The following is a 25,209-nucleotide window of genomic DNA, read 5'->3' as shown; positions in this document are numbered from 1 at the left end:
CCCTGCTTGTTCAGCTCTTCTTGAGGGTCACGTCCTCATAGGGTGCGGAGTAGGCATGGCCCTTGATCAGGCCGAGGCCGGATTCAGCCACGCGCTTGCCCAGGCCGTTGAGGAAGGCGAGCTGCCAGATCGGCGCATAGACCGAGCGCTCGTGCAGGATCTGCTGGATCTTGTGCAGCATTGCCGTGCGCTTGTCCTTGTCGAGCTCGACTGCCTGCTCGGCGAACAGCGTGTCGATCTCCGGATAGTTGCCATAGGCGTAGGCGCCGCCCTTGACCGCGAAGGTCTCGAGCCGGGTCGCGGCGTTGCCGAACGCCCCCGACGAGCCCTGGATGATGTTCTTGAGTTTCTTGTCGGAGTAGGCGGCGAAGAAGGCGGCGCGCTCGAGCGGCCTGAGCTTCACGCGAATACCGGCCTCCTGCAGGTTGTTGATCACCGCCTCGGCTAAATTGGCGTAGGAGGAATCGCAGTAGTAGTCGCCGGCATCGAAGCCGTTGCGATGGCCGGCGTCGGCCAGCAGCTTCTTGGCCTTGGCGAGGTCGTACACCGGCGGCGGCGCCTTCCAGTAGAAGTCGAAGCTGTCGGGGATGATGTTGTTGGTGACCGGCGAATGGCCGAGCGTCAGCGCCTCGGAGATCGACTTGTAGTCGAGCGCCAGCCGCGCCGCCTCGCGCACGCGCTGGTCGTGCCACGGCGACTTGGGCTCCCACTGGTCGGGGAAGTACAGCCAGAAGGTGCCCTGGATGACCACGGGCTTGAGCGTCAGGCCCGGCGTCTTCTGCAGCTCCTCGGCGAGTTCGCCGCGGATCGAGTAGGCGATGTCGACCTCGCCGCGCTTCAGCGCCGCCAGCCGCGTCCCCTCCTCGGGAATCACCTTCATCACCAGCCGCTTCACCGCCGGCGGCTTGCGCCAGTAGCCGTCGAACGCCTCGAACACCAGCTCGACGCCGGGCGTGAAGGAGACGAACTTGTAGGGGCCGGCCCCGACAGGCGCCTTCTTGAAGCCCTCCTCGCCGACCTCCTGGACGTATTTCCTGGGCACGATCCAGCCGGCGCCGCTGGCCGAGGCATAGAAGGTCACGAAGTCGGGCCATGGTTTCTTCAGCACGAAGTGCACGGTGCGCTCGTCGGGCGTTTCGACGGCAGCCACGCGCTCCTTCATCAACGCCGCCGAGGTGCCGCGATAGCGCTCGAAGGAGAACTTCACGTCCTCGGCCGTCACCGGCGCGCCGTTGTGGAACTTCGCTCCCTGGCGCACGGTGAACTGGTAGCCGAGGCCGTCCGACGACATCTTCCAGGCCTCGGCCAGGCACGGCTCGGCGGCGTTGCCGGGCATCGGCTTCACCATCGCGTCGTGCAGCGCATAGAGCAGCAGGAAGGGCGTGATCATGCCCGGCGTCTCGGCCGGGTCGAACCAGGTGGGCGCCAGCGAGATATGCACGGCCCAGGTCAACTGACCGCCGGGGGCCTCGGCGAATGCCGCGCGAGGCGCGGCGAGTCCCAGCGCCGAAAGCGCCATCAAGGTGCGGCGGGTAAGCTCGGTACTCTGCGCCATGGTCTACTCCCGACTCTCTCGATCCGGGGGGCGCCGCAATACATGCGGAGAATACTCCGCCACTCCGGACGGCGCACGTCGTGCGCCCGGTTGCGCGAGTAAGCGTTGAGCTGAGCTACTGGTCCTTATCTAAGGCGATCGCTACTCCGTCTCCCGACCCGTGACCTTCCCGTTTCTATCGTCCGCTTCTGCGAACGGTGACCCATCGTGGGATCTTGCCGGCAACGTTAGGCGCAAGGCCGCGACCGGGCAACGAAATTCCGTCACCCGGTCTGAATCAAAGTTGCGAACGTGGGCGGTGTGTCAGGCGTCGAGGATAGGCGTGAAGCCGCCGTAGACCATGCGCTGGCCGTCGAACAAGGGCGGCTGGCTCTTGTCGGGCTGCATGCGCGGATCGGCCATCAGCTTGCCCCACGCCGCGTCGCGCACCGCCTTGGACGGCCATTCGACCCAGCCGTAGATCACGGTCTCGTCGTCCTTGGCCTTCACGGCGCGCTTGAAGTCGGTGACCTTGCCGTCGGGGATGTCGTCACCCCAACCGTCGAGCACGCGGGTGGCGCCATATTCCCGGAACAGCGCCGCCATCTTGGCCGCCCAGTCGCGGAACGCTTCCTTGTTGGCGATCGGCACCGGCATCAGCGTGCCGTCGACATAGCCGGGCTTGCCGCCCCCACCGTCATTGGGGCCGTCGTCGATCATGGCGTCGAAGCCGGCGAAGATCATGCGCTGGCCGTCGAACGGCATGTTCTTGCTCATCTCCTTCGTGTTCGGATCGTCCATCATCTTGGCGTTGGCGGCATCGCGCACCGCCTTGGACGGGTACTCGACCCACGAGAACAGCACGACCTCGTCGGACTTGGCCTGCACCGCGCCCTTGAAGTCGGTGACCTTGCCGTCCGGCACCTCGTCGCCCCAGGCCTCGACCATGCGGGTGACGCCGAGCCCCTTGAAGAGCTTCAGCGCGCCCTCGGCATGCTGGCGATAGATCTCCTTGTTGGCCGCCGGCACGGCGACGACGAAGCCTTCGATGTAACCCATGAGTCACTCCTGCCTTGACGATATGAGTTGATATCAACATAATTGTCGCGATGTCAAAAGGCAAATCCGTGTCCTTTGCCACGACCAAGCACGTGCACGATCATTGCTTGTGCTTCGCCGCCCAGCGCGCGGCGCGGGCGCTTGCGCGTCGCTTCGACGAGGCGCTGCGGCCGGTCGGGCTGACCAGCGGCCAGTTCTCGCTGCTGATGTCGCTCAACCGGCCCGAGCCGGCGACGGTCGGCGAGGTTGCGTCGCTGCTCGGCATGGACCGCACGACGCTGACCGCCAACCTCAAGCCGCTGGAGCGGGAAGGGCTGGTCGAGAGCATCGTCGATCCGGCCGACCGGCGCGGGCGATTGCTGGTGCTGACGGCAAAAGGAAAGACGAAGCTGAAAGCGGCGTTGCCGATCTGGCGGCATTCGCATGCGGAAGTCGATCGGCTGGTGCCGTCCGACATCGAGGGATTACGCGCGGGTTTGCGGGCTTTGTCCTAGTCCTGGTCCTGGTCCGTGTCGGGGTATTGCGCGGGTGCATCGCCCGAGGCGACGAGCAGTCGGGGGTAGCGCCGTCCTGGTGCCTTGCTGCCAAGCTTGAGCAACTCGACCTGGAAGCGCCACTCGTCGCCATAGTCGAACAAGAACAACATCTTCTTCCCGACCTTTGCGAATGCCCTCGACACCGGCGTCTGCGCCACACTGCCGGCGTCGCTGGTGCCACTCTCCATGTCGGCGAACAGCTCGTACTTCTGCGGCGACGAGTGATAGTTGCTATCGAGCTTGCTGTAGAAGCCGAACGCATGGTCGAAGTCGAACTCGAAGGCGGCGATGATCGCCTCGGCTAGGGCCGACAACGAGGCTGTACTGTCGATTTCGACGTCGCGATAGAGCTTAGGCTTCAGTGAGGCACGCAGGATGTGCGTCGTGCCGTCCGTCGTCGCGCCCGCTGATGGCGCGCCGACGGACGAAGCACTCCGGCGCGGCATGCTACTGCACGACCTCGAACAGGCCGGCGGCGCCCATGCCGCCGCCGATGCACATCGTCACCACGACGTTCTTGGCCTTGCGGCGGCGGCCCTCGATCAGGGCGTGGCCGGTGCAGCGCGCGCCGGTCATGCCGAAGGGATGGCCGATCGAGATTGAGCCGCCGTTGACGTTCAGCTTCTCGTTGGGGATGCCGAGCTTGTCGCGGCAGTACAGCACCTGGACGGCGAAGGCCTCGTTCAACTCCCACAGGTCGATGTCGTCCATCTTCAGCCCGAAGCGCTTCAAGAGCTTCGGCACGGCATAGACCGGGCCGATGCCCATCTCGTCGGGCTCGCATCCGGCGACGACCAGGCCCTTGTAGATGCCGAGCGGCTTGAGGCCGCGCTTGGCGGCTTCGGCGTCGCTCATCACCACCGCGGCCGAGGCGCCGTCGGAGAGCTGGCTGGCGTTGCCGGCGGTGATCCACTTGTCCGGGCCGCGCACCGGCTCGAGCTTGCTGAGGCCCGCCATGTTGGTGTCGGGACGGTTGCCTTCGTCCTTGGCGAGCTTGACCTTCTTGCGCGAGGTCTCGCCGGTCGCCTTGTCGGTGACGACCATCTCGGTCTCCATCGGCACGATCTCGTCGTCGAACTTGCCGGCCTGCTGGCCCGCCGCGGTGCGGAGCTGGCTCTGCACCGAGTATTCGTCCTGGTACTCGCGGCTGATCTTGTAGCGCTCGGCCACCGTGTCGGCTGTCTGGATCATGCTGTGGTAGATGCCGGGCACGTGCTCCTGCACCCACGGATTGACCAGGCGGTGCTTGTTGCCGCCCGGCGGCGACTGGATCAGCGAGACGGACTCGAGGCCGCCGGCCAGCATCACCGGCACCTTGTCGACCAGCACGCGCTGGGCGGCCATGGCGATGGTCTGCAGGCCCGACGAGCAGAAGCGGTTCACGGTCACGCCGGACACCGAGACCGGCGCGCCGGCGCGCATCGCCGCGACGCGCGCGAGGTTGGAGCCCTGGGTGCCCTCCGGCGCGGCGCAGCCCAGGATCACGTCCTCGATCTCGCCGAGCTCGACCTTGGCGCGCTCGGCGGCATGCTTGATGACGTGCGCGCCCATCTCGGCCGCATGCGTGTCGTTGAAGGCGCCTCGGAATGCCCTGCCGATCGGCGTGCGGGCGGTCGATACGATGACGGCGTCAGCCATTTTAACTTCCTCCTCAGAAAACTTTGTTGATGCCTTCCCCCTCCCGGCCTTCCCCGTCAGACGGGGGAGGTGGCCCGAAGGGGGAAAGCCCCACAGTTGATGTCAGACGCTAGAGAACTTCTTGCCGTCCTGCACCAGCTTCTTGAGCAGCGGTGCCGGCTCCCAGAACGGGTCGCCGGAGGCGTCGCGGTACTTCAGCAGGGCGTCGTGGATGGTCTTCAGCCCGACGACGTTGTCGGCCCACCACATCGGGCCGCCGCGATAGACCGGCCAGCCGTAGCCGTTGACCCAGATCACGTCGATGTCGAGCGCGCGCTGGGCCATGCCTTCCTCGAGGATCTTGGCGCCCTCGTTGACCATCGGGTAGAGCGCGCGCTCCAGGATCTCCTGGTCGGAGATGGCGCGGCGGGTGATGCCGAGCTTCTTCGAGGTCTCCTCGATGATCTTTTCGACCTCGGGATCGGGGATCGGCGTGCGGTCGGGCAGGTTGTACTTGTAGTAGCCCGCGCCGGTCTTCTGGCCGAAGCGGCCGAGCTCGCAGATCGCGTCGGCGACGTAGCCGGTGTAGCGCACGTTGCGCTTTTCCTTCTCCTTCTTGCCCTGGCGGATGCGCCAGCCGACGTCGTTGCCGGCGAGATCGCTCATCGCGAACGGGCCCATCGGGAAGCCGTAGTCGTAGACGACCTTGTCGATCTGCTGCGGCAGGGCGCCTTCCTCCATCATGTAGGCCGACTGCACGCCGCGCTGGCGCAGCATGCGGTTGCCGACGAAGCCCTCGCAGACACCGACCAGCACCGGGATCTTGCCGATCTTCTTGCTGAGCGACATCACGGTGGCGATGACGTCCTTCTCGGTCGCCTTGCCGCGCACGTTCTCGAGCAGCTTCATGACGTTGGCCGGCGAGAAGAAGTGCATGCCGATCACGTCGCCCGGCCGCTTGGTGTAAGCGGCGATCTGGTTGACGTCGAGGCCCGAGGTGTTGGTCGCCAGGACCGCGCCGGGCTTGGCGACGGCGTCGAGCTGCTTGAACACGCCTTCCTTCACTTCCATGGTCTCGAACACCGCCTCGATGATGACGTCGGCATCCTTGAGGTCGTCGTAGGAGAGGGTCGGCTTGATTAGCGCCATGCGCTTCTCGACGTCCTCGGCTTTCATGCCGCCACGCTTGGCGGTGTTCTCGTAGTTGGTGCGGATGGTCTTCAGCCCGCGGTCGAGCGCGTCCTGCTTCACTTCGAGGAGCGTCACCGGAATGCCGGCATTGGCGAAGTTCATGGCGATGCCGCCGCCCATCGTGCCAGCGCCGACGATGCCGGCCGTCTTGACCGGCCGCTGCGGCGTGTCGGCCGGCACGTCGAGCACCTTGGCCGCCTCGCGCTCGGCGAAGAAGTAATAGCGCTGCGCCGCCGACTCCTGCGAGGTCAGCAGCTCGACGAACAGCTCGCGCTCGCGCTTCATGCCCTCGTCGAACGGCAGCTCGACGGCGGCCTGCACGCACTTGATGATGCTCCACGGCGCCTTGAAGCCGCGGGCGCGGCGGGCGATCGCCTTCTCGGTCTCCTTGAACAGGTCGGGCGATTCCAGCGTCGCCGCGAGATCGCGCACGCGACGGCGCGGCGCGTTCTGCGCCACCAGCATCTGGGCGTGTGCCACGGCGCCGGCCAGCAGGTCGTCGCCCTCGACCAGCGCATCGATGATGCCCTTGCTCTTGGCCTCGGCCGCCGGGATGTGGCGGCCCGAGATGATGGCATCAAGCGCGTACTTCGCGCCCGTGAGGCGCGGCAGGCGCTGGGTGCCGCCGGCGCCCGGCAGGATGCCGAGATGGACCTCGGGCAGGCCGACACGCGTCGAGGGCAGGGCGACGCGATAGTGCGCGCCGAGCGCGGTCTCGAGGCCGCCGCCGAGCGGCGTGCCGTGCAGCGCTGCGACCACGATCTTGGGGCAGTTCTCCATCGTGGCGATGACGTCGTTCAGGTTGGCGCCCGACGGCGGCTTGCCGAACTCGCGGATGTCGGCGCCGGCGATGAAGGTGCGGCCGCCGCCGATCAGAACGATGGCATCGATGTTGGGATCGGCGCCGAACGCCTCGATACCTTCCTTGATGCCGTTACGCACGGCCGCCGCCAGCGCGTTCACCGGCGGATTGTTGACGGTGAGGATGCCGATGCGCCCCTGCGTGGAGCGAAGCACTGCGTCGGACATGACGTTTCTTCCCTTGATGATGACGGGCTTTGAAGCTGTCGGTCTTACCAATCCCGAGCGCCCCCGCCCAGCGACCGATGGTTTCGCTTTGCGGAGACGTGTGTATATGCACAGCCTAGCCGGCCCGGGATGCAGCCGCTATGCAGCGGCGCGCGAAAAGTTCTGGGGAGGACATGAGGATGTCGATCAAGCGTCGTGCGGTGCTGGGAGCCGGAATGGTCCTGGCGGCGCCGTCGATCGTGCGGGCACAGGGGACGTGGCCCAACAAGCCGATCACCATCGTCGTCAATTTCCCGGCCGGCGGCCTGACCGACGGCATCGCCCGCGCGTTCGGCCAGCACGTCCAGCAGGCGACCGGCCAGCAGGTCGTCATCGACAACAAGCCCGGCGCCTCGGGCAACATCGGCGCGGCGCTGGTCGCCCGCGCGCCGGCCGACGGCTACACCTTCCTGCATTCGGTCTCGAGCACGCTCGTCCAGAACCGGGTGATGTTCAAGCAGCTCGGCTTCGACCCGGACAAGGACTACACGATCGTGTCGGGCACCTCGTCGGGCGTGCTGCCGGTGGTCGTGCACAAGTCGACGCCGGAGGAGGTCAAGGACCTCAGGTCGTTCATCGCCTGGGCCAAGGGCCAGAAGATCAACTGGGGCTCGTGGGCGCTCGGCTCCTCGTCGCACATCTTCGCGCAGCGCCTCAACGAGAAATACGGGCTGTCGATCGAGGTCGTGACCTACAAGGGCGAGACGCCGATGTGGCAGGACATGGGCGCCGGCCAGCTCCAGGCCGCGATGGGCAGCCCGCAGGCGATGAACTCGCTGCTGGTCAAGCAGGAGGTGCGGCCGATCGTGGCGCCGTCCAAGGTGCGCTACGTCAAGCTGCCCGACGTTCCGACCTCGATGGAGCAGGGCTTCGACGACCCCGCGCTCACGGTGCGCGGCTGGCTGGCGCTGGGCGCGCCGGCGGCGACGCCGAAGGAGATCGTCAAGCGCATGTCCGACCTCTGGGTCGCGGCGGCCGATTCGGTGCCCGGCAAGAAGATGATGGAAAGCTTCGGCCTCACCGAGAAGCCGCTGAACCACGAAGAGGTGATGGCGGACTACGAGTACCTGAAGAGCGCCGTCATCCCGCTGATCGTCGCGCTCGGCATCAAGCCGGAATAGTCAGCGGCGGAACAGAGGCCAGCCGTCGGGGCTGCGGTGCTGCCGCCCCGGTCCGACGACGCGCGGCACGTGATAGAAGAGCGGCGGATAGATCGTCGGCTGATAGATCACGACCGGCTGCGGCGGCGGGACCGGAGGCTCGTACCACGGCGTCGGTGGCGCCGCGGTGCCGCGCAGGACCGTCACCTCTCCGGCGGACGCCGCGAAGGCCGGCGTGGCGGCGAGCAGCAGGAGCGCCAGCAGCCGCTTCATGACGACACCCGCTTGACCGTGTCGGCGAGCCAGCGGGCGATGCCGGTCATGCGTGCGTCCTCGTGCTGCTGGCCCATGACCTGCACGCCGACCGGCATGCCGCCGACGCTCATCAGCGGCACGGTGACCACCGGCGCGAACAGCATCGAGGACGGCGCGTTGAACACGAAGTCGCCGGTCGGCCGCGACGCCAGCGGCTGGCCGGGCTTGTCGCCCTCCCAGATCGGCGCGGGGCCGGGGCAGGCCAGCGTGATCGCGGCATCGGCGAGCGAAGCGACGGCGGCGTGGGTGGCCTGCGCCGCCTGACGGGCGAGCAGGTTGGTGCGGTACTGGTCGGGCGTCATCGCCTCGGCCCGGAGCAGGGTCGCCTTGGCGCGCTCGCTGAGGCCGTCGGGCGCGGCGTCGAGCATGCCGCGCTGGTACCAGCGGTTCTCCCAGCTCGTGATGCCGTTGCACACCGCGCGGGCGTTGGCGATGGCCTTCTCCAGCGCCTCGACGAACGGATGGTCGCCGCGACGGATCGGGGTAACGCCGGCTTCCTCGAGCCGGCCCAGCACCTTGGCGAAGCCCGCCTTGGTCGCGGCATCGACCTCGGGCCAGCCCTCGGTCTCGAGCACGATCAGCCGGTTGGGCCGGATCGCGGCCGGCAGCGTGTCGGGACCCATCAGGCCGAGCGCGCCGCGGTCGCCGCCGCAGCGCTTGGCGGCCTCGATCGCGACCTGCCACATATCCTCGAGGGAATTGGCGTGCGGGCCGTGTGTGCTCATGCTGGTCGCCAGCCGTTCGCCGCGATTGATGCCGCCCTGCGTCGGCTTGAGCGCGAAGTTGCCGCAATAGGCGGCGGGCCGGATGATCGAGCCGCCGACCTGCGTGCCGATCGCCGCCGGCACCATGTTGGCGCCGACCGCCGCCGCCGAGCCCGACGACGAGCCGCCCGGCGTGCGCTTGGAATCGAACGGGTTGGTGGTCGCCCCGGGATGCGAGCCGCCGAGCTCCGCCGTCACCGTCTTGGCGAGGATCACGGCGCCGGCCTGGCGCAGCGCCCATACCGCGGCGTTGTCGCGTTTGGGGAAGTTGCCCTTCATCGCCGCGCAGCCCATCTCGGTGGGCATGTCCTTGGTCTCGAGCAGGTCCTTGATCGCGATCGGCATGCCGTCGATCGACGACAGCGGCTTGCCGGCCTTCCAGCGCTCGGTGCTGGCGTCGGCGGTGGCGCGGGCGCCTGCTTCGTTCATCGCGGTGAAGGCCTTCACCACCGGCTCGCGTGCGGCGATGGTCTCGAGGCAGCGCTCGAGATAGGCGCGCGGGCTGTCGTTGCCGTCGGTGAAGCGGTGGGCGGCATCGTGGAAGGTCAGCGGCTTGTAGTCGGCGTACGGGATCATGTCTGGTAGCCTAAAGCATATTCCGTCCGGCTGTAATCAGCCGGACGGAATATGCCGTGTGTAGCCAGTATCACCCGTGCGCGCGTTTCCGGTCCGTTGGAAGCGCGAACGCTTCCAACGGACCGGAAACCGCTCTAGCAAGCATGAGGAGGGACGCCCATGGTATTCGCCGGCCTGAACTATCTTGCGATCATCCTGGCTGCGGCCGCGGGTTTCGTCTGGGGCGCAGCCTACTACACGACTTTGTCCAAGCAATGGCTGTCCGCGGTCGGCATCGCCAAGGAGCAGATGCGGATCGGCCGCTCGCCCGCACCCTTCGTCATCTCTTTCGTGGCGCTGGTCGTCATGGCGTGGGTGCTGGCCGGCACGCTCGGCCATCTCGGGCCGGGGCAGGTGACCGTGAAGAACGGCATCATCTCCGGGCTGTTCCTGTGGCTGGGCTTCATCGCTACCACGGTGTTCGTCAACAACGCCTATCCCGGGCGCAAGTACAGCCTGTCGGTGATCGATAGCATCCATTGGCTGGGTGTCGTCGTTATCCAGGGCGCCGTGATCGGCGCGATGGGTGTCTAGAGGCATGAAACGACCGCGCATCGAAGGCTACGCCGTCATATCGAAGGAGGGGATGATCGCCACCTCCGACGGTCACTTCCCCGAGGCGATCAAGATCCCGGCCGACCACGAGTTCTACCAAGGCTCGGTCGACAGGGCGTCGGCGGTCGTCAACGGTCGCCATTCGGCCGAGGGCGGCCCCAGGGAGAAGGAGCGGCGGCGCCTCGTGCTGACGCGCCGGGTCGACCTCCTCGCGCCCGATCCCGACAATCCCAATGCGATCCTGTGGAACCCTGCGACCGCGCCGTTCGACGAGGCATGGGCGCGGCTCGGCCTCGACGGCGGCGTGGCGGCGGTGGTGGGCGGCACCGACACGTTCGGCCTGTTCCTGACGATCGGCTACGACGTCTTCTACCTGACCAGGACCGAGGCCAGCGTGCCAAGAGGCCGGCCGGTCTTCCCGGGCGTCGGCACGACCACGACGGCGGAAGAGGTGATGACCCAGGCCGGCCTGGTCCTCAAGGGCACGCGCATGCTCGACGCCGCCGCGAACTGCCGCGTCGAGGAATGGGTGAAGGGCTAGACTAGAACTCGACGACCAGTCCGTCGTGCGCGGCTTCGAGGGCGATCTCGCTCTGGCGGCCGAGCAGCTCGGCGCTCATGTGGGTGACGATGGTGCGTTTGGGCCGGATGTCGCCGAGGCGCTTCGTCAGGGTCGTGTAGTCGATGTGGTACTTCATGACCTTGTCGAAGAAGTAGGCCTCGCAGATGAACAGGTCGGCGTCGCGCCCGGCCGGGATCAGCTCCTCGACCCATTCGGTGTCGCCGGAATAGGTCAGTACCTTGCCCTCGGTCTCGACGCGCAGCGCGTAGGACGGCGCACCGCTGTAATGCTTCATCTCGTAGGGCGTGACCTGCAGGCCGTCGAAACAGACGCGCTCGTGCAGCGCGAGCTCGCGGATGGTGGTCGTGAACTTGCGCTCGACCTTGGTCGAGCCCGCGAACATCGCCTCCATGATCGTCATCAGCCGCGCCTCGAAGCCGGGTGGGCCAGCCAGCGTCAGCGGCGCGGTGCGGCGGCTGACGAGCTGGGCATCGAGCAGGAAGAAGGGCAAGCCGCCGAAATGGTCGCCGTGCAGATGGCTCACCAGCACGGTCGAGACGACGTTGGGATCGACGCTCCATTTGCGGATCGCCACCATCGACGAGGCGCCGCAATCGATCAGCACGTTGCCGTGCTGCTGGCGCGTCAGATGGAAACAGGTGTTGAACCGCCCGCCGCTGCCGAAGGCATCGCCGGAGCCGAGGAACTGCAGCTTCATCGCCGAAGCTAGGGCGCCTGTTCCAGGCTCGACACCTCGTTGGTCAGCGTCGTGCGGTGCAGGTCGCGGACCTGGGTGTGGTCGTAGCGCCGGGCGCGATGCATGGTGGCGCGGTTGTCCCACATGACGATGTCGTGCGGCCGCCAGACATGGGCGTAGACGAACGCCCGCTGGGTCGCGTGCTCGTTGAGGTCGCGCAGGAAGGCGCGCGCCTCGGGCACCGGCCAGCCCTCGATCTCGCCGGCATGGCTCGACAGGTAGAGCGACAGCCGGCCGCTGCGCGGATGGCGGCGCACCAGGCGCTGGCGCACCGGCGCCCACTTCACCCGCTCGTCGTCGGTGAAGTCGGTGAAGCCCAGGATGCCGCGCGAAAAGATCTGGCTGTGGCGGCAGACCAGGTCGCGCACCTCGCGCTTGGTCGCCTCGTCGAGCGAGTCGTAGGCCGCGCGCATGTCGGCAAACTCGGTGTTGCCGCCTTCTCCCGGAATAATCCGCGCCGACAATATCGAATACTTGGCCGGCACATCCTTGAATGAGCTGTCGGAGTGCCAGAGCTGGTTGCCCAGCCCGAACAACCGGCGGCGGTCGTCGCGCGCCACCACCTTGTTGTCCTTGTCGACGTTGGAGATGTCGTTGACGTCCATGCTGAGCCGCCGCTCTTCCGGCTTGGCGATGTCGCCGGTCGCCGTCTCGAGCGGCCCCAGCGCGCGGCTGAAGGCGACCTGATGCTCGTCGTTGATGTCCTGGTCGCGGAACACCAGGACGCCGAACTGGTCCATGCCGCGATGGACGGCCTCGGCCTCGGCGGGCGACGGCACCTTGCGCCAGTCGACGCCGGAGACTTCGCCGGCGAAGAACGGGCGGTTGACGGGATCGATCGGTTGGATGTCCATGGCGTGATTTTAGCCTCCCGGCCCGTGCTTGGGGAGCGCCGACCACTCGCGAAACAGCTTTCCGCCCTGCTGGTCGAACTTGTCGCGCAGCACCTTGGTGGACTGGATGCGCTCGATCCGGAAATTCCGGTAGTCGGTCCGCAGTTCGCACCAGGCGCCGACCAGGGTGGCGTCGACGTAGTAGGCCATGGCGATCGGCCAGATCACCCGGTTGGTGCGCCGGCCCTGCTCGTCGGCATAGCCGATATAGAGCTTGCGGCTGTCGCGGATCGCGGCGCGGATTTCGGCCAGGTCGGCGCCCGGCGCCTCGGCCGCCATGCCGGGCGAGACGTAGACATGGGCGTCGGCGACGTGCGGCCGCAGGCGCTCGGGCACCACCACGCTCACCTTGGCCAGTACCGCCTCGGCGGCCTGCTGCAGGGCCGGATCCTTGACCCGCTTGAGCAGCCGGGCGCCGACGGCGATCGCCTCGACCTCGTCGATGGTGAACATCAGCGGCGGCAGGTCGAAGCCCTTGCGCAGGACGTAGCCGACGCCGGCCGCGCCCTCGATCGGCACGCGACGCGCCTGCAGGGTGGCGATGTCGCGATAGACCGTGCGCGGCGTGACCTCGAGCGCCTCGGCCAAGGCCGCGGCGGTCATCGGCTTCCTGGCCTGGCGCAGGGCCTGGATGATGTCGAAAAGGCGGTCCGAACGGGGCATGTCACTGCTGACATAACGCTGTCAGGAGACGGTTTCTAGGTTGGGGGCATCCACTTTTCGGGAGCGTCCCATGATCGAGATCGTCAAGCCGACCGTCCCCGCGCTGGCCAAGTTCGCCGAACGCAATGCCGTGCCCGCCTCGGCCGTCGTGCGGGCGGGAGAGTGGGTCTTCGTCTCCGGCATGCCGCCGGTGAAACCCGAGACCGGCGGCTACGACATCCTGCCGATCGACCAGCAGGCGCGCCGCTCGCTCGAGCATCTCAAGAGCTGCCTGGAGGCTGCGGGCTCGGGCCTCGACCGCGTGGTCAAGTGCACGGTCTACTGCTCGAACCCGAGCTACTTCGCGACCGTCAACGCGATCTACGCGGAGTATTTCGGGACGCATAAGCCGGCGCGGACCTTTTTCTGCCCGGGCGGCTGGTTCGGCCCGTTCGACATCGAGTTCGACTGCGTGGCGCTGGTGCGATGAGCGGCGGTCCGATGAACAGGGTCTGGCTCGGGACATTGTTGCTGGTCGCATCGGGAGCGGTTTATTCGACCGCAGGCCTGTTCACGCGGCTGATCCAGGTCGACGCTTGGACGCTGCTGTTCTGGCGCGGCCTGTTCGGCGGCAGCTTCCTCGCTGTCGTGGTCGTGCTCCAGGAGCGCGGCCGCCTGTGGCGTTCGATCCGCGCCATGGGCTGGGAGGGCGGGGCGGTCGCGATCTGCTCGGCGGTGGCGACGGTGTGCTTCCTGAATGCGATGCGCCTGACCGCCATTGCCGACGTGCTGGTGATCGACGCCGCGATTCCCTTCATCACCGCGGCGCTCGCCTGGGCGATCTTGGGCGAGCGCGAGAGCCTGTTCACGCTCGGCGCGACGGCGGCGGCTTTCGCCGGCATGGCGATCATGGCCGGACCGGCGATCGCGCACGGCCAAGTCGCGGGCGATGCGCTCGCCTTCGTCATGGCGACCCTGATATCGCTGGTGATCGTGCTGATCCGGCGCAAGCAGGGCATCAGCATGGTGCCGGCGGTCTGCGGCTCGGCCTTCCTGTGCGCGCTGATCGTATGGCCGTTCGCTTCGCCATTGCAGGTCGATGCCGGCAACCTCGGCCTGCTCGCCCTGTTCGGCACGAGCCAGTTCGGCCTGGGCTTGCTGCTGCTTGCCGTCGGCACACCGCTGGTGTCGGCGACGCGCGGCGCGCTGCTCGGCGTTCTGCAGACGCCGCTCGGCACGCTCTGGGTATGGCTCGCCTTCTCCGAGCAGCCGGCGACGCTTACCCTGATCGGCGGCATCGTCGTTCTCGCAGCCGTGATCATCGACATGCTGGCGCCTCACGCCATATCGACCAGCTCCATGGACTCGACGCGGTCGGGCTCGCCGGCATAGACGACCAGCGCCACGGTCTCCTGCGCGATCATGGCGCTGTGCGGCTGACCCTTGGGGTTGAGGCTGTAGCCGCCCGATCCGGCCGCCGGCTGGCCGCTCTTGGTGGCGCGGCCGCCCTGCAGGTTGAAGACGTGCTCGTCGCTGAGCGCGGTGGCAACGATCTTGATCAGCTTGCCCGGCGGCGGCGTGAAGCGGACCAGCCAGGCGATGCCGCCGCCGTCCGGGCGGCGGTCGCTCAGCACCTTGAGCTGGACGATGTCGCGGCCGTCCTGGACCGCAGCCGGGCCGTAGAACGGCACCGCCGACGCCCATTCCATTTCGGTATGATCGACTCGCTGCGTGGCCATGGCGCACCTCCGTTGAAGGAACGCCCGAGCCTAGGGAAGGGCTGCTGACAGCGTCGTGTCAGCAGCATTGGACCGCGGACCAGGAGGTCCGCGGTCCGAATGAATCAGGCCGTCGGCAGCTTGTAGCCCTGGAACTGCTTGCGCAGCTCGGTCTTGAGGATCTTGCCGGTGGCGCCGTGCGGGATGGCGTCGATGAACTGAACGTCGTCGGGCATCCACCACTTGGCGATCTTGCCGTTGAGGTACTTCAGCAGGTCGTCCTTGGTGACGTTGGCCTCGGGCCGCTTGACGACGATCAGCAGCGGCCGCTCGTCCCACTTGGGATGGGCGACGCCGATCACCGCCGCTTCGGCGACGCCGGGGCAGCCCATCGCCGCGTTCTCGAGGTCGATCGAGCTGATCCACTCGCCGCCCGACTTGATCACGTCCTTCGAGCGGTCGGTGATCACCACCGAGCCGTCGTCCTCGATCTTGCAGACGTCGCCGGTCATGAACCAGTCGTCCTCGAGGAACTGGCTCTGGCCGTCGCCCTTCATGTAGCCCTTCACTATCCACGAGCCGCGCACCACCATGTTGCCGGAGATGCTGCCGTCCTCGGGCAGGTCGTTGCCGGCATCGTCGATGATCTTCATCTCGCAGCCGAACACCGGCCGGCCCTGCTTGGCGGTGATCGCGAAGCGGTCGGCATCGGGCAGCTCGCGCTCGCCCTTGTTGAAGCGGGTCAGCGTGCCGAGCGGGCTCATCTCGGTCATGCCCCAGCCCTGGGCGACCTCGATCTGGTGCTCCTTCCAGAAGCGCTCGATCATGGCGTAGGGCACCGCCGAACCGCCGATCAGGCTGCGCTTGACCGACGACATCTTGAGCTTGTTCTGGGCGCAGTACTCGAGCAGGGCGAGCCACACCGTCGGCACGCCGGCCGACAGCGTCACCTGCTCCTTGTCGAGCAGCTCGTAGATGCTGGCGCCGTCGAGCTTGGGCCCGGGGAACACCAGCTTGGTGCCGCATATCGGCGCGGCATAAACGAGGCCCCAGGCATTGGCGTGGAACATCGGCACCACCGGCAGGATGGCATCGTTGGGCGTCAACGCCAGTACGGGCCCCGAGCACATCATCATCGAATGGATGACGGTCGAGCGGTGCGAGTAGAGCACGCCCTTCGGGTTGCCGGTCGTGCCCGAGGTGTAGCAGAGCGACGAGGCGGTCTTCTCGTCGAAGTCGGGCCACTTCAAGGTGCCGGGCTTGTCGGCGATCAGCTCCTCGTAGCATAGCAGGTTCGGGATCTTGCTCGCGGCGGGCATGTGGGCGCGGTCGGTCATGACCACGACATGCTTCACCGTCTTCAGGTTGCCCCACACGCCCTCGACGATCGGCAGCAGGTTGAGGTCCACGAAGATGACCTGGTCCTCGGCATGGTTGGCGATGTAGGCCACGTGCTCGGGCGCCAGCCGCGGGTTGATGGTGTGCAGCACGGCGCCGAGGCCGGAGATGCCGAAATAGAGCTCGAAGTGGCGGTGGGTGTTCCAGGCGAGCGTGCCGACCCGGTCGCCGTGCTTGATGCCCAGGCCCTGCAGCGCCTCGGCGATCTGCTTGGCGCGCTTGGCCGCGTCCCGGTAGCCGTAGCGATGGATCGGCCCTTCGACCGTGCGGGTCACGATCTCGACTTTCGGGTAGTAGCGGGCGGCGAAATCGATGATCTGCGAGATCAGCAGCGGGCGGTCTTGCATCAGGCCGAGCATGGCGTTTCCTCTGTTACGCACGCCGCTCCAGGTGAAGGCTTCTTAAGGGCACGAGCGGCTTCAAATCCGGTTCTAGACCGAGTCCCTGCCCGCCGGGAAGGGAAACGCAACCGTCCGTGACCGCCATGAGATTTTGCAGCACGCCTTCCCGCAACGGGTTGGCGTTGGCGTCGACCTCGAGCAGGCCGGGCCCGCGCACCGCCGCCAGCAGGTGCAGGGAATGCATCAGGCCGATGCCGCCGCCGAGATAATGCGGGCAGAAGGTGCGGCCGGCCGCCAGCGCGGCCTTCGCCACCGGCAGGCAGCCCGAGTGGCCGCCCCATTTGGCAGCGTCGGGCTGTACAAATCCGAAGAGGCCTCCGTCGATCATCGCCTGGAACGACCCGGCGCCGCGGACATTCTCGCCAGCAGCGAGCGGCGCGCGGGCCAGCGCGGCGACCTGGGTCCATTCCGCCGCCGGGCGGTCGGCCATCAACGGTTCCTCGATCCAGACCAGCGGGAAGTCGATGAGCCGCGGCAGCATCCCGGCGGCGGCGCGGAGGTCCCAGCCCTGGTTGACGTCGACCATCAGCCGCTCGTCGCTGGCGAGCGAGGAGGCGACCGGCTTCAGCGAGCCGAGGTCGGTGTCGGCGCCGAAGCCGATCTTGAGCTTGAAGGCGCGATGGCCCTCGGCGCGCATGTGCTCGACGGTGCGGAAGGCGGCCTTGCCGGGATTGATGCCCGAGGCATAGACCGGTACCGGCGAATCGTCCCGGCCGCCCAGCGACCGCCACAGCGGCAGGCCGCGCTTGCGCGCCCGCAGGTCATGGACCGCGAGATCGAGGCCGGCTAGCGCGGCCGAGAAGGCGCCGGCATCGCCGCTCTGGATCCTGAGCACATGCAGGTCGCGCTCGATCCCGGCCCACAGCGCCATCGGATCGTCGATCGGCTGGCCGAGCGCGCGCGGCGCCACGATGTCGGCGAACAGCAGCGCGCGATGCTCGGCGGCGGCATTGGGGAAGTTGCACCAGATCTCGCCCCAGCCGCGGGCGCCGTCAGAATCCTCGACAGCCACGAACACCGCGGCGCGCTCGGTCATGGTGCCGAAGGAGGTGCGCACCGGCTCCTTGATGGGCGTGCGGAAGACGTGCGCCTCGACGTGCGCCAATGTTGCGGAGTCCATCTATTTGCGCTCGGCGAAAGTCAGGCGGTTATGGAAGGGATCCTGGAGCTTCATGATCCGGGCGCCCCATTCGGCATCCTCGATGCCGGGACGGTAGTAGCGGTAGTTCTTCGCCGTGAGCTCGCGATGGAACGCGTCGAGGCCAGTCATGAAGAGCAGAACGCCGGCGCCGGGGCTGCCGTCGCCGTAATGCTCGCTGAGATGAAACGTCAGCCCGGCGCGCGATACCTCGGCGTAGAGTGGGAAGTCGTCGCCGAAGCGATGCTCCCAGTCCCAGGCGAAGCCGAGGAAGTCGACATAAAACTCGCGCGCCTTCTCGACCGAGAAGATGCGCAGGATCGGAACGGCCTGCTGGAACGCGATGCTCAATCGGCCGCCTGGGCCTGGTTGAGCACGTCGTAGTTCCGCTTCTGATACCAGATCATGTAGTCGGTGTAGTACGTCGTCGGATACTTCGGGAGCTTGTCCGGGCCGACGGTGGTCGGCACGGCGGCGACCGGCCAGTCGATGTTGCTGTCGCAGAAGAACGGGATGGCGTAGCGCTCGCTGCCGCTGCGGTTGATGGCGCGGTGCGGCGTCGCCAGGAAGACGTCGTTGGTCCAGCGCTGCAGCATCTGGCCGCCGTTCACCACGTAGGCGTCCGCAATCGCCAGCGCATCGATCCAGTTGCCGCTCTGGGTGCGGATCGACAGGCCCGGCACGTCGTTGGGCGCCAGCAGGGTCAGGAAGCTGGTGTCGGTGTGCGGCGCCAGGCCGAACTCGTCGACCACCGGCCCGTCCTGGTGCGGGTAGTGGGTCATGCGCAGCGAGTATTGCGGGTCCTGGAACGCGGCATCGAAATACTCCGCTGGCAGATCGAGGGCGCGGGCATAGATCCGCACCATCTTCTGGACCAGCCGCTCCATCGTCTCGTTGTAGTCGAGGATGATCTCGCGGAACCCCGGCAGGTCGGGCCAGCGGTTGAGGCCGCGGAAGCGCCGGTTGGCCAGCACGTCGGGATGATCCGGCGCCAGCTCGCGCTTAACGAAGAAGGCCTCGTTGAGGTTGGGTTTGGTACCGGCCTGCACGGTCGAGGTGCGCAGCGTGTTGCCGCGCATCGGCAGGTAACCCGTGCTGTGCGGGTCGATCTTCAGCGCCATCTTCTTTTCGACGGGCTGGGCGTGGAAGCGCTTCACCTGCTCGAAGGCAGCGCGGATCTTTTCCCGCGGCACCCCGTGGTTCACGATGAAGTAGAAGCCGATCTCGGTCAGGGCGAAGCGCAGCTCCTTCGCCGTGCGGTCGAGCGCGCCGGGCTCGCCCGCGAGATAGGGACCGAGATCGATGACGGGAATCGTTTCGGTGGAGGCCATGGACGCTACTCCTATTCTCCGGCGAGACTACTCCAGTACCGGCGATCCCCAAAGTCGTGTCATCCCGAGCAAAGCGAGGAATCTATGTGGATCAGTATAGATCCCTCGCTTTGCTCGGGATGACACCGTTTCTCGTCCGCTACGCGGTCGGCAGCTTGTAGCCTTTGAAGTCCTCGCGCAGGCGGGTCTTGAGGATTTTCCCGGTTGCGGTGTGCGGAATCGCTTCGACGAACTGCACGTCGTCGGGTAGCCACCATTTGGCCACCTTGCCGCTCAGGAACTCGATCAGCGCCGCCTTGTCGAGCTGGGCGTCGGGCTTCTTCTGCACGATCAGCAACGGCCGCTCGTCCCACTTGGGATGGGCGACGCCGATCACCGCGGCCTCGGCGACGCCAGGATGGGCCATGGCGGCGTTCTCCAGGTCGATCGAGCTGATCCATTCGCCGCCCGACTTGATCACGTCCTTCGAGCGGTCGGTGATCTGCATGTAGCCGTCGGGATCGAGGGTGGCGACGTCGCCGGTCGGGAACCAGCCGTCCCGCAGCACGTCGCCGCCTTCGCCCTTGAAATAGCCTGACGTGATCCAGGGGCCGCGCACGAGCAGATCTCCGAACGCCTTGCCGTCGCGCGGCAGTTCCTTGCCCGAATCGTCGACGATCTTCATGTCGACGCCGTAGGGCGGGCGGCCCTGCTTCAGCCGCACCGCGAGCTGCTCGGCGGCCGGCAGGGCGGCGTGCTTCTCCTTGGGATGGTTGACGGTGCCGAGCGGGCTCATCTCGCTCATGCCCCAGGCGTGCAGCACCTCGACGCCGTATTCCTTGTCGAAGGTCTCGATCATGGCCGGCGGCGCGGCCGAGCCGCCGATCACCGCGTACCTCACGGTCGAGAGCTTGAGCTTGTTGGCCTGCATGTACTGGATCAGCGCCAGCCACACCGTCGGCACGCCGGCGGTGAAGACGACCTTCTCCTTCTCGAACAGCTCGTAGAGGCTGGCGCCATCGAGCGCCACGCCCGGAAACACGATCTTGGCACCGACCATCGCCGCCGTGTACGGCAGGCCCCAGGCGTTGACGTGGAACATCGGCACCACCGGCAGCACCACCGAGCGCGCCGACAGGCCGAGCGTATCGGGCAGCGCCGCGCCATAGGCGTGCAGCACCGTCGAGCGGTGGGAGTAGAGCACGCCCTTCGGGTTGCCGGTCGTGCCGGAGGTGTAGCAGAGCGACGAGGCGGTGTTCTCGTCGAACTCCGGCCAGTCGTAGGTGCCGGGTTTGTCGGCGATCAGATCCTCGTAGACCAGCAGGTTGGGGATCTTGACGTCGGCCGGCACGTGCGCGCGGTCGGTCATCGCCACGATGTGGCGCACCGTCTTGAACTGGCTTTGCAGCTTCTCGACCAGCGGCAGCAGGTTGATGTCGACGAAAAGGATCTGATCCTCGGCGTGATTGACGATGTAGACGATCTGCTCGGGGAACAGCCGCGGATTGATGGTGTGGCAGACCGCACCCATGCCCGAGATGCCGTAGTAGAGCTCAAAATGCCGGTAGCCGTTCCAGGCCAGGGTGCCGATGCGGTCGCCCGGCTTGACGCCCAGCGCCAGCAGCGCCTCGGCGACCTTCCTGGAGCGGTCCCGCGCCTCTTTATAGGTGTAGCGGTGGATCGGCCCCTCGACGGTCCGCGACACGATCTCGGTGTCACCATGGTTCAGGGCGGCGTGTTCGATCAGCTGCTGGATCAGAAGCGGGCGATCCTGCATCAGGCCAAGCATTTCTTGCGGTTCTCCAAGTGTGAAATTCCAGCCGGAACCTAGCAGAAGCCAACCACTGGCGAGGGGCGGCATTCTGGCCTACGGTCGCTTCCGAGGGGCGGAGGCTGTATCCGATGACGCGTAAACCCATGCTGCTGCTGGCTTTTCCGGCCGCGGGGATCGCCTCCGGGGCATGGGGCCAGGCTGCGTCCAGCTTCGGCATGCAGGACAGCATGATGGGCTCGATGCTGCGGGGGTTCACCGACAAGCTCGACCTGATCCTCGCCAGCCTGCCGGCGCTGGGCGACTACCTCGCCGGGCTGCCGCTTCTCTTTAGCTGGCAGGAGGCGATGCTGCTGGTCGGCATCGTCGTGGCGGGCCTGGCCGCCGAATGGCTGCTGCGGGTCGCCGTGCAGCGCATGCGGGTCGGCATCTTCGAGCGCCATGCCGGCGAATCGCCGTTGCGCGCTTTCTTCCATGGTGCGCTGCTCGATGCCCTGGCGCTGCTGGCGCTGACGATCGCCGCCGCCTTCGTCGCCCGTCACGCCGGCGCGGCGCAGGGCATCTACGGCCAGCTCGCACACCAGACCCTGGTGGCGCTGCTCTACTGGCGGGCCTTCCATTTCGTGTTCCGCATCTGGCTGCGGCCGACCACGCCGGAGGGCCGCATCGCGCCGGTCGATGACGCCACCGCCAGCCGCCTGCTGATCGGCTTGAACGTCGTGATCCTGCTGCCGCTGCTGCTGCGCCAGATGGTGGCGTTCATGCAGACCACTGGGGCATCGCCGAAGCTCGTGTCGGCGGCGGTGATCCTGGCGGTGCCGGTGGTCGCCGCCGCGCTGGTCTACACCGTCTGGCACTGGCGGCACGAGATGGGCGCGTGGCTCGCCGGCCTGGTCAACCCGCGCTCGACCTTCGCGGCGATGAAGATCAGCTTCGCGCGCAGCTGGTGGGCGGCAGGCCTTGCCTTCTATGTCCTGGCCGGGGTGGCGGCGATCCTGGCGGCGGTCACCGAGAGCGCGGCGGCGATGCACGGCATCGCCCGCGTCGAATCGATGATGATCCTGCTGCTGCTGTTCGAGACGCTGATCCATCGCATGACCCACCACCTGTCCTTCGAGGTGCCGACGGTGGCCGATGTGGTGGCGGGCCTGGTGCGGCTGGCGCTGCGGCTGGTGGTGATCGTGATCGCGGCCGACGCCCTCCTGCTCGGCGCGCTCGGCATCATGGAGGCGTCGGAATGGGCGCCGCATGCCCGCGCCATCCGGCTGGCGGCGATCTCGACCTTCGCGGTCTACGCGATCTGGCGGTTCCTGAAGTACCGCATGGACCACTACATCGCCGACAATCCCCTGCCGTCGGCGGGCTTCGATCCCGACGCCGACGAGGACGCGCCGGCCGCCGCCTCGCGGCTGCGCACCATCATGCCGGTGGTGCGGGTTACTGTCGGCATCACCGTCCTGATCCTGGGCAGCTTGCTGGTGCTGTCGCAGCTCGGCGTCAACATCACGCCGCTGATCGCCGGCGCCTCGGTGCTGGGCCTCGCGGTGTCGTTCGGCAGCCAGTCGCTGGTCCGCGACATCGTCTCGGGCATCTTCTTCCTCGCCGAGGATTCGTTCCGGGTCGGCGAGTACATCGACGGCACCAAGGTCAAGGGCACGGTCGAGGGCTTCTCGGTGCGCTCGATTCGGCTTCGCCATCAGAACGGCCAGCTCCACATCGTGCCGTTCGGCCAGCTTACCCACATCACCAACTTCAGCCGCGACTGGACGACGGTGAAGTTCAACCTGGCCTTCGGCCTCAACACCGACATCGAGCTGTTGCGCAAGACGGTGAAGAAGATCGGCCTCGAGATGATGGCCGAGCCGCAGTGGCAGAAGGAGCTGCTGCAGCCCCTCAAGATGCAGGGCCTGGTCGACATCAAGGACGCCTCGCTGATCGTGCGCTTCAAGTTCACTGCCAAGCCGAAGAACCCGAGCATGGTCCAGCGCATGGCGATCCGGCGCATGTACGAGACCCTGCCCAAGCTCGGCATCGAGTTCGCCCGGCCGCCCTATGCGGCCTTCCCGTTCGGCGGCATCGATCCGGCGGCGCGGGCCGCCGCCCAATAGTCAGTTACTCCAAGGAGGAAACCGTGGAAAAACGCAAGCTCGGCAAGTCGGGCCTCGAATTTGCCCCCATCGCCTTCGGCGGCAACGTGTTCGGCTGGACCGCCGACGAGGCGACCTCGCACAAGCTGCTCGATGCCTTCGTCGATGCCGGCTTCTCCTTCGTCGACACCGCCGACGTCTATTCGCGCTGGTACCCCGGCAACAAGGGCGGCGAATCGGAGGCCATCATCGGTACCTGGCTGAAGAAGAATCCGGCCAAGCGCGACAAGGTCCAGATCGCCACCAAGTGCGGCATGGTGCCGGCCGAGGGCGCGCTGAAGCGCGACTTCATCAAGTGGTCGGTCGACGAATCGCTGAAGCGGCTGAGCACCGACCGCATCGACCTGTTCCAGTCGCACAAGGACGACAAGACGACGCCGCTCGAGGAGACGCTGTCGACCTACGGCGAGCTGGTGAAGGCGGGCAAGCTCCGCTTCATCGGCGCCTCCAACTACGAGGCGCCGCGGCTCGCCGAGGCGGCCAAGATCTCCAAGGAGAAGGGCCTGCCGCGCTACGAGAGCCTGCAGCCGCATTACAATCTGATGGAGCGGGGCCTGTTCGAGGGCGCGCTCGAGAACGAGTGCCTGAAGGAGGGGATCGGCGTGATCCCGTACTACTCGCTGGCCTCGGGGTTCCTGAGCGGCAAGTACCGCTCGGAGGCCGATGTCGGTACTAAACAGCGCGGCGCGGGCGTGAAGAAGTACATCAACCCGAAGGGCATGGCGGTGCTGAAGGCGCTCGACGACGCCGCCAAGAAGCACAATTCGAACCCGACCCAGATCACGCTCGCCTGGCTGATGCAGCGCAAGGCGATCACCGCGCCGATCGTGTCGGCCACCAGCCTGCAGCAGCTCAAGGACCTGACCGCCTCGCCCAACCTCAAGCTCGACGCCGCTGACGTCGCCGCCATCGACAAGGCCAGCGCGCCTTGATCTTTCGCCGGGGGCGCGCGACTCCGGTCGCGCGTCTTCCCGGCAACAACGTATGACGCGTCACTGGAGTGACGCGTCCCCAGCATAAGAGTCGCCGTCAATGCTCATCTTTCGCCAGCTCTTCGATCCGACGTCGTCGACCTACACCTACCTGCTGGGTTGCTCGGTCACCAAGGATGCGGTGCTGATCGACCCGGTGTTCGAGCAGGTGCGGCGCGATGCGGCCCTGATCGCGGAGCTGGGACTGAACCTCAAATGGTCGCTGGAGACGCATGTCCACGCCGACCACGTCACCGGCGGCTGGCTGCTGAAGCAGCGCGAGGGCTGCCAGATCGCGCTGGCCGAGGCGAGCGGTGCGGCGGGCGCTGACCGCCTCCTGAAGGACGGCGACCGCATCGAATTCGGCCGCCGCTCGCTCGAGGTGCGGGCGACGCCCGGCCACACCAACGGCTGCCTGACCTACGTGCTCGACGACGAGAGCATGGCCTTCACCGGCGACTGCATCATGATCCGCGGCTCGGGCCGTACCGACTTCCAGCAGGGCGACCCGCGGGCGCTCTACCGCTCGGTGCGCAGCCGCATCTTCTGCCTGCCCGAGACCTGCCTGCTCTATCCGGCGCACGACTATCGCGGCCTGACCGCGACCAGCGTCGCCGAGGAGAAGAAGTACAATCCGCGGCTGGGCGGCGAGGCTGGCGAGGGCGACTATGTCGGCTACATGAAGAACCTCGGCCTGCCGCATCCCAAGAAGATCGACGAGGCGGTGCCGGCCAACCTGCGCTGCGGCCGGCCCGGTAACGACAACGATGCCAACGCCCTGCACGACCCCGACTGGGCACCCTTGCGCTTCACCTTTTCGGGCGTCTGGGAAGTCGAGCCGCACTGGCTGGAGGAGCACCTCTCCAAGGTCCAGGTGCTCGACGTGCGCGAGCCCGGCGAGTTCACCGGGCCGCTCGGCCATATCCGCGGCGCGATGCTGGTGCCGCTGGGCGAGCTGGCGGCGCGGGCGGGCGAGATCCCCAAGGACAAGCCGATCGTCGCGGTGTGCCGCGCCGGCAGCCGCTCGGCGCACGCCACGGCGATCCTGCTCAAGGCGGGCTTCGGCGACGTCGCCAACCTGCCGGGCGGCATGCTGCGCTGGCGCGCCGAGGGCCGCGGCGTCGAGGGCGGCGCGCTCTAGAAACCA

Annotated in this window: 25 protein-coding genes; 9 read left to right on the top strand and 16 right to left on the bottom strand. The window is 67.1% G+C overall.

Going from position 1 to position 25,209, the window contains the following annotated elements; all coding sequences use genetic code 11:
- Window positions 1-10: 10 nt before the first annotated feature.
- Window positions 11-1,555, bottom strand: a complete 1,545-nt coding sequence (locus tag J0J01_RS22790) for an ABC transporter substrate-binding protein (RefSeq protein WP_296384876.1) — start codon at window positions 1,553-1,555, stop codon at window positions 11-13.
- A 303-nt stretch (window positions 1,556-1,858) separates the two neighbouring features.
- On the bottom strand, window positions 1,859-2,593 hold the full coding sequence (locus J0J01_RS22785; RefSeq protein ID WP_296384875.1) for a DUF1428 domain-containing protein: 735 nt from the start codon (window positions 2,591-2,593) through the stop codon (window positions 1,859-1,861).
- A gap of 50 nt (window positions 2,594-2,643) precedes the next feature.
- Here J0J01_RS22785 and J0J01_RS22780 point away from each other — a divergent pair, with 50 nt between their 5' ends.
- A complete protein-coding gene (locus J0J01_RS22780) occupies window positions 2,644-3,087 on the top strand; it encodes a MarR family winged helix-turn-helix transcriptional regulator (protein ID WP_296384874.1) in 444 nt (147 codons plus the stop codon).
- On the opposite strand, the gene J0J01_RS22775 is transcribed toward J0J01_RS22780, so the two are convergent.
- The 3 genes from J0J01_RS22775 to J0J01_RS22765 all read right to left on the bottom strand — a co-directional run bounded on the left by J0J01_RS22775 (window position 3,084) and on the right by J0J01_RS22765 (window position 6,966).
- Window positions 3,084-3,575 carry a hypothetical protein gene (locus J0J01_RS22775; protein WP_296384872.1) on the bottom strand — a complete coding sequence of 164 codons (492 nt, stop codon included), beginning with the start codon at window positions 3,573-3,575 and terminating at the stop codon, window positions 3,084-3,086. The two genes, J0J01_RS22780 and J0J01_RS22775, sit on opposite strands and share 4 nt — an antisense overlap.
- A 1-nt stretch (window position 3,576) precedes the next feature.
- On the bottom strand, window positions 3,577-4,767 hold the full coding sequence (locus J0J01_RS22770; RefSeq protein WP_296384870.1) for an acetyl-CoA C-acyltransferase: 1,191 nt from the start codon (window positions 4,765-4,767) through the stop codon (window positions 3,577-3,579).
- Between the two features lie 102 nt (window positions 4,768-4,869).
- Window positions 4,870-6,966, bottom strand: coding sequence for a 3-hydroxyacyl-CoA dehydrogenase NAD-binding domain-containing protein (locus tag J0J01_RS22765; protein WP_296384869.1), 2,097 nt, complete (start codon window positions 6,964-6,966; stop codon window positions 4,870-4,872).
- Window positions 6,967-7,145: 179 nt separating this feature from the next.
- On the opposite strand from J0J01_RS22765, the gene J0J01_RS22760 reads away from it, so the two are divergent.
- The gene (locus J0J01_RS22760; RefSeq protein ID WP_296384867.1) at window positions 7,146-8,126 is read left to right on the top strand and encodes a tripartite tricarboxylate transporter substrate binding protein; all 981 of its coding nucleotides are present in this window, start codon (window positions 7,146-7,148) and stop codon (window positions 8,124-8,126) included.
- On the opposite strand, the gene J0J01_RS22755 is transcribed toward J0J01_RS22760, so the two are convergent.
- Window positions 8,127-8,378, bottom strand: a complete 252-nt coding sequence (locus J0J01_RS22755) for a hypothetical protein (protein ID WP_296384865.1) — start codon at window positions 8,376-8,378, stop codon at window positions 8,127-8,129.
- The gene (locus tag J0J01_RS22750; RefSeq protein ID WP_296384863.1) at window positions 8,375-9,760 is read right to left on the bottom strand and encodes an amidase; all 1,386 of its coding nucleotides are present in this window, start codon (window positions 9,758-9,760) and stop codon (window positions 8,375-8,377) included. Before J0J01_RS22750 ends, J0J01_RS22755 begins: the two co-directional genes overlap by 4 nt.
- Before the next feature lie 159 nt (window positions 9,761-9,919).
- Between J0J01_RS22750 and J0J01_RS22745 the strand changes: the two genes are divergently transcribed.
- Both J0J01_RS22745 and J0J01_RS22740 read left to right on the top strand, forming a co-directional pair.
- Window positions 9,920-10,333 carry a DUF1761 domain-containing protein gene (locus J0J01_RS22745; protein WP_296384861.1) on the top strand — a complete coding sequence of 138 codons (414 nt, stop codon included), beginning with the start codon at window positions 9,920-9,922 and terminating at the stop codon, window positions 10,331-10,333.
- 4 nt (window positions 10,334-10,337) lie between these two features.
- Window positions 10,338-10,895 (top strand): dihydrofolate reductase, encoded by a 558-nt coding sequence (locus J0J01_RS22740; protein ID WP_296384860.1) that lies wholly within the window; start codon window positions 10,338-10,340, stop codon window positions 10,893-10,895.
- Window position 10,896: 1 nt separating this feature from the next.
- On the opposite strand, the gene J0J01_RS22735 is transcribed toward J0J01_RS22740, so the two are convergent.
- From J0J01_RS22735 to J0J01_RS22725, 3 genes are read right to left on the bottom strand one after another with little or no spacing between them, the layout of a single operon-like run.
- Window positions 10,897-11,634 carry an MBL fold metallo-hydrolase gene (locus J0J01_RS22735; protein ID WP_296384858.1) on the bottom strand — a complete coding sequence of 246 codons (738 nt, stop codon included), beginning with the start codon at window positions 11,632-11,634 and terminating at the stop codon, window positions 10,897-10,899.
- An 8-nt stretch (window positions 11,635-11,642) separates the two neighbouring features.
- A complete protein-coding gene (locus tag J0J01_RS22730; protein ID WP_296384856.1) occupies window positions 11,643-12,527 on the bottom strand; it encodes a TauD/TfdA family dioxygenase in 885 nt (294 codons plus the stop codon).
- Window positions 12,528-12,536: 9 nt separating this feature from the next.
- A complete protein-coding gene (locus J0J01_RS22725; protein ID WP_296384853.1) occupies window positions 12,537-13,229 on the bottom strand; it encodes a YafY family protein in 693 nt (230 codons plus the stop codon).
- Between the two features lie 70 nt (window positions 13,230-13,299).
- Here J0J01_RS22725 and J0J01_RS22720 point away from each other — a divergent pair, with 70 nt between their 5' ends.
- Both J0J01_RS22720 and J0J01_RS22715 read left to right on the top strand, forming a co-directional pair.
- On the top strand, window positions 13,300-13,698 hold the full coding sequence (locus J0J01_RS22720; protein WP_296384851.1) for a RidA family protein: 399 nt from the start codon (window positions 13,300-13,302) through the stop codon (window positions 13,696-13,698).
- Window positions 13,699-13,709: 11 nt separating this feature from the next.
- Window positions 13,710-14,600: a DMT family transporter gene (locus J0J01_RS22715; protein ID WP_296384849.1), complete on the top strand. Its 891-nt coding sequence runs from the start codon at window positions 13,710-13,712 to the stop codon at window positions 14,598-14,600.
- Here the strand turns inward: J0J01_RS22715 and J0J01_RS22710 are convergent.
- The 6 genes from J0J01_RS22710 to J0J01_RS22685 all read right to left on the bottom strand — a co-directional run bounded on the left by J0J01_RS22710 (window position 14,546) and on the right by J0J01_RS22685 (window position 20,962).
- A complete protein-coding gene (locus tag J0J01_RS22710; protein WP_296384847.1) occupies window positions 14,546-14,947 on the bottom strand; it encodes a hypothetical protein in 402 nt (133 codons plus the stop codon). The genes J0J01_RS22715 and J0J01_RS22710 overlap by 55 nt on opposite strands.
- 104 nt (window positions 14,948-15,051) lie before the next feature.
- Window positions 15,052-16,683 carry a 3-(methylthio)propionyl-CoA ligase gene (locus tag J0J01_RS22705; RefSeq protein ID WP_296384845.1) on the bottom strand — a complete coding sequence of 544 codons (1,632 nt, stop codon included), beginning with the start codon at window positions 16,681-16,683 and terminating at the stop codon, window positions 15,052-15,054.
- A gap of 13 nt (window positions 16,684-16,696) precedes the next feature.
- Window positions 16,697-17,845, bottom strand: coding sequence for a mandelate racemase/muconate lactonizing enzyme family protein (locus J0J01_RS22700; protein WP_296384841.1), 1,149 nt, complete (start codon window positions 17,843-17,845; stop codon window positions 16,697-16,699).
- Window positions 17,846-18,214, bottom strand: coding sequence for a glyoxalase superfamily protein (locus J0J01_RS22695; protein ID WP_296384839.1), 369 nt, complete (start codon window positions 18,212-18,214; stop codon window positions 17,846-17,848).
- Complete coding sequence (locus tag J0J01_RS22690; RefSeq protein WP_296384837.1) at window positions 18,211-19,194, bottom strand: 2-oxoglutarate and iron-dependent oxygenase domain-containing protein; 984 nt, start codon at window positions 19,192-19,194, stop codon at window positions 18,211-18,213. The genes J0J01_RS22695 and J0J01_RS22690 overlap by 4 nt, the downstream gene beginning before the upstream one ends.
- A gap of 139 nt (window positions 19,195-19,333) precedes the next feature.
- A complete protein-coding gene (locus J0J01_RS22685) occupies window positions 19,334-20,962 on the bottom strand; it encodes a 3-(methylthio)propionyl-CoA ligase (protein WP_296384835.1) in 1,629 nt (542 codons plus the stop codon).
- Between the two features lie 113 nt (window positions 20,963-21,075).
- On the opposite strand from J0J01_RS22685, the gene J0J01_RS22680 reads away from it, so the two are divergent.
- The 3 genes from J0J01_RS22680 to J0J01_RS22670 all read left to right on the top strand — a co-directional run bounded on the left by J0J01_RS22680 (window position 21,076) and on the right by J0J01_RS22670 (window position 25,203).
- Complete coding sequence (locus J0J01_RS22680) at window positions 21,076-23,052, top strand: mechanosensitive ion channel domain-containing protein (protein ID WP_296384834.1); 1,977 nt, start codon at window positions 21,076-21,078, stop codon at window positions 23,050-23,052.
- A 23-nt stretch (window positions 23,053-23,075) separates the two neighbouring features.
- Complete coding sequence (locus tag J0J01_RS22675; protein WP_296384832.1) at window positions 23,076-24,023, top strand: aldo/keto reductase; 948 nt, start codon at window positions 23,076-23,078, stop codon at window positions 24,021-24,023.
- A gap of 100 nt (window positions 24,024-24,123) precedes the next feature.
- Window positions 24,124-25,203: an MBL fold metallo-hydrolase gene (locus J0J01_RS22670; RefSeq protein ID WP_296384830.1), complete on the top strand. Its 1,080-nt coding sequence runs from the start codon at window positions 24,124-24,126 to the stop codon at window positions 25,201-25,203.
- Window positions 25,204-25,209: the final 6 nt, after the last annotated feature.

The organism is Reyranella sp. (assembly GCF_017305915.1).
GTDB lineage: Bacteria > Pseudomonadota > Alphaproteobacteria > Reyranellales > Reyranellaceae > Reyranella.
This window is presented reverse-complemented; position numbering and strand designations above follow the sequence as displayed.